Here is a 2,968-nt window from a genome sequence, read left to right on the forward strand (position 1 = left end):
CTTTCAACAACAGCCGTTCACTGCACTTCTTCTTAGCAGCATGGCCTGTAATTGGAATCTGGTTCACCTCCTTGGGTGTAAGCACAATGGCGTTCAACTTGAACGGTTTCAACTTCAACCAATCCATCATTGATTCAAGCGGTCGCGTCATCAGCACTTGGGCAGATGTAATCAACCGGGCTAACCTGGGTATGGAAGTAATGCACGAGCGTAACGCTCACAACTTCCCCTTAGATTTGGCGGCAGGTGATGTTGCTCCTGTCGCTCTGACTGCTCCTGCTATCAACGGTTAATTAGTCAGTTTAGCTAAATCAAAAAGCGCTCTCCCAAATTGGAGGGCGCTTTTTAGTGTCAACAACAATATTACAAAAAGACGGCGAGAAAGCCCCCGAACTTCAATGTATGGGATGAATCGTCGCTCGCCGTCTTACTCCCTTCCCGCTAGAAGATTACCGATAATGTAGGAAAAAGTAATACATAATGTGATAAAGGGAACATTATAGGTGAATATGTGAGAAACCGAACATTCCAACTATGCGATCGCCAGTTTACAGCAGTTTTCATGTATTTGAACCACATCTGTTGTAGGGGTAAAGCGCAATGCTCATACGTGTCAACTTAACGTAAAAGCCATGTCCCGCAAGGAACTGAAGTTCCTTGCTAATAGCGAAACTCATCTGAAGATGACTAAATATAGCCAAAAATCTTTAGTCTACTGAAGTAGACTTGAGCTAAAAGCCAAAGGAATTCATTCCAAGGCGGGTGAGGAAGTTAACAGATAAGCCATTTCTAGCTTAAGTTGACACCAATGAGCAATGCGCTTTACCCCTACCGCATGGTCTATTTACCTGAAAATAGCTGTAACTTAGAGTTGTAGCAAAAACTATACTACAAGCATCAAAAAGACTACTTCATTCTCACTCTGAGATTACTAAACTAAAGTGTAAATGTGTTGAATTGTGTTTTGAATTTGTTCTGATGTCTGAAGATGGGAATGTTGAAAATATTTCAATTTAACTCTCCATCGTGATTCAATCACGCCGACTTAAATTTCACCTGTCCAAATATTTCTATCTATGCCGTAGTCTACTGGTTTTTCTGAGAGCAACATCCTCCATGAGTTCTTGCCTTTGCTCTGAGTTTAATCTAGACGGTACTTGATGGGCTATTGGTTTAACTAATTCATTCAACCCGTCTTCAAGAAACTTATCTATCCAAGTTGATAAAGTTTTATATGTACAGTTTAGTAATTCCGACACTTCTGTTCTGGTTTTACCCTCATACAAGTATTTAATTGCTAATAATCTTTGACGCAAATATTCTTGTTGATGCAAGTAGTACAATTTTTGCCACAAGTCTAAGTTAAACTGGCGATCGCCTAGTTGAAATGTTCGGTTCAGCAGAGATTTATCCACTTCAGCTACCCCAGCACTACTTGCGTAATACTTTATCTTACATTATCGGTAATCTTCTGGCGGGAAAGGAGTAGTCGTAATTGTCACATGGGCATCACTTGCCCCTGACATTGCATAGATTTGCCCTTGAATATATTCGTGTTTATTAAGGCTGGATTTTTCAGCTTCCAGGTATGCTTCTTTTGAAAGATAGGGGTGAAATTGGCTAAGAGTCATAAGCAATTTAAAATTCACTTAATAAACAGAACAATATTTTTGGCAATCAATATCAATCTTCTGTCCGCAACAACCAAAAGCCGCTATAAGTCATCCCGGAATCATCTGGTTGAACTAACAAAAAATGCAATCCTCGGCAATGCTTTTTTCGTTGTTCAAATGCTTGGGCTGCTGTTGTAACTTCTGGATCTTCAAAAGTGGCAACAATCCATCTGTCCACCAAGCCAGCTTCTAATATTAAGCCGTCTGGTGCGCCAGATATGTAATTTAAGCCTACGGGACGGGCTTGCTGCAACCACCGGGCTAGGCGCATTGATTGCCGTCCACCATAAATTACTACACCAGGGACGGGGACTGTTGATGCTAAACCCAAATTGATGGGTTTGCGATGTTCTGGTATGTGCAAAATGGGAATGGGGCGATCGCTAAATCTCGTTTCCACGTCACTAGCAGCTAGACTCGCAAAACGCCATTGTTCTCCCCACAGGTTTTCTGGTAATGGTGCTGGAGGTGGTTTATCCAGTGTTGAGGGATACTGCTTTTCTTGTAACCACTGCTTTAACGCCAAAGTGTGACGGGTAGGTTCGACATTTATACTTAAATTGCGTCCCGCCGCCTCAATTAAACTTAGAGACTGAGGACGAAATACCTGAATCACATCTGGCAATTTTTCACCTGCGGCTAGCTCAAGTTGAGCAGCAACCCAATTAGAATTTGCTGCTGACTGGAGACAGGTGGCTTCATACTCAAAGCTGCGAGTTGCGTCACAAATCAACAACTCCCATACAACTTGTCCAGATGCATCCTGTAAGGGACGACGATAAAAATCAACCTGCCAAATTTTCATAAGTGGGGAGTGGGGAGTGGGGACTTGTACTGAGCGACTTGTGCCGAGCGAAGCCGAGGTAAGCCGAAGTAGTGGGGAGTGGGGAGATGAGGGGGATGAGGGGGATGAGGGGGATGGGGGAGAGTTAAAACTGAAAGTTTCAAGCTCAGAGGTTCAACGTTCGAGTAAAAAGGCTCAACGTTCGAGTAAAAAGGTTCAACGTTTGAGTAAAAAGGCTCAACGTTCAGGTTCAAAGACTCAACATTCAAGCTGATACCCCATGCCCCATGCCCAATTCAAAAAGCCTGAATCCATTCTTTGACAGAATATTCAGTCCAAATGCCATTTTTCCAGTAGGGATCATTTTCAATTAACTCGCGGTCGTTGGCAAAGATCGCCGCGGCTTCGCTGACCGTCAGGTCCAGCACGTCGGCCACGTTCATGATGCGCGGCTTGATGGCGCCCATGGGCTGGCGCTCGATCATCACCTCCAGTATCTCGGGACGGTAGC

The 2,968-nt window shown here is 43.6% G+C and carries 4 protein-coding genes and 2 pseudogenes; 2 read left to right on the forward strand and 4 right to left on the reverse strand.

Annotated elements, in window-relative coordinates:
- A pseudogene (locus LC574_RS33660) lies at nucleotides 1-293 on the forward strand (photosystem II q(b) protein); the annotation flags it as partial.
- A gap of 777 nt (nucleotides 294-1,070) precedes the next feature.
- On the opposite strand, the gene LC574_RS33665 reads toward LC574_RS33660, so the two are convergent.
- The 3 genes and pseudogenes from LC574_RS33665 to LC574_RS33675 form a co-directional block, all read right to left on the reverse strand.
- Complete coding sequence (locus tag LC574_RS33665; RefSeq protein ID WP_229457941.1) at nucleotides 1,071-1,415, reverse strand: helix-turn-helix domain-containing protein; 345 nt, start codon at nucleotides 1,413-1,415, stop codon at nucleotides 1,071-1,073.
- A gap of 75 nt (nucleotides 1,416-1,490) precedes the next feature.
- A pseudogene (locus LC574_RS33670) lies at nucleotides 1,491-1,631 on the reverse strand (Uma2 family endonuclease); the annotation flags it as partial.
- Nucleotides 1,632-1,683: 52 nt separating this feature from the next.
- Complete coding sequence (locus LC574_RS33675) at nucleotides 1,684-2,478, reverse strand: Tab2/Atab2 family RNA-binding protein (protein WP_229457943.1); 795 nt, start codon at nucleotides 2,476-2,478, stop codon at nucleotides 1,684-1,686.
- A gap of 16 nt (nucleotides 2,479-2,494) precedes the next feature.
- Here LC574_RS33675 and LC574_RS33680 point away from each other — a divergent pair, with 16 nt between their 5' ends.
- Nucleotides 2,495-2,731, forward strand: coding sequence for a hypothetical protein (locus tag LC574_RS33680; protein WP_229457945.1), 237 nt, complete (start codon nucleotides 2,495-2,497; stop codon nucleotides 2,729-2,731).
- Between the two features lie 22 nt (nucleotides 2,732-2,753).
- On the opposite strand, the gene LC574_RS33685 is transcribed toward LC574_RS33680, so the two are convergent.
- Complete coding sequence (locus LC574_RS33685) at nucleotides 2,754-2,954, reverse strand: hypothetical protein (RefSeq protein ID WP_229457947.1); 201 nt, start codon at nucleotides 2,952-2,954, stop codon at nucleotides 2,754-2,756.
- Nucleotides 2,955-2,968 lie beyond the last annotated feature (14 nt).

This window comes from Nostoc sp. CHAB 5715, assembly GCF_020829685.1.
Lineage (GTDB): Bacteria > Cyanobacteriota > Cyanobacteriia > Cyanobacteriales > Nostocaceae > Nostoc.